A 737-nucleotide genomic window follows, 5' to 3' on the forward strand; every position below is an offset into this window, starting at 1 on the left:
TGCCGGACAAGTTCCACGGCATCCACGACCAGGAAATCAAGTACCGCCAGCGCTACGTCGACCTGATGACCGACGAGCAGGCGCGCAAGCGCTTCGTGGCGCGCAGCCTGGCGGTGACCAGCATCCGCGAATTCATGGTGCAGCACGAGTTTCTGGAAGTGGAAACGCCCATGCTGCACGCCATTCCCGGCGGCGCCAACGCCCGGCCCTTCGTGACCCACCACAACGCGCTGGAGCAGGACATGTTCCTGCGCATCGCGCCCGAGCTGTTCCTCAAGCGCCTGATCGTCGGCGGCTTTGAGCGGGTGTTCGAGATCAACCGCAACTTCCGCAACGAAGGCATCAGCGTCCGGCACAACCCCGAGTTCACCATGATGGAGTTCTATGCGGGTTACTGGAACTACCTGGACCTGATGGCCTTCACCGAGCAGCTGATCCGCCACGCCGCGCACCGCGTCTGCGGCAGCGCCAAGCTCACCTACCAGGGCCGTGACGTGGACCTGGAGGCGCCGTTCGAGCGCCTGACCATCCGCGAAGCCATCCTCAAGCACACCGAGGCCGGCGAGAACGTGGACAGCCGCGACTGGCTGGTGCAGCAATTGAAGAAGCTGGGCATGGACCCGGTGAAAGACCGCCTGGACGGCCGCAGCCTGGCCGGCCTGCAGGTGATGTATTTTGAAGAAACGGTGGAAGACAAGCTCTGGAACCCGACCTTCATCTGCAACCACCCGACCGAG

General features: G+C 63.5%; 1 protein-coding gene. It reads left to right on the top strand.

What is annotated here, in order from left to right; translation table 11 throughout:
- Positions 1-737, top strand: a 737-nt coding sequence (locus tag HA630_RS26705; protein WP_305792599.1) for an amino acid--tRNA ligase-related protein, incomplete at both ends; no start/stop codon positions are given.

It is taken from the genome of Aquabacterium sp. A08, from assembly GCF_011742065.1.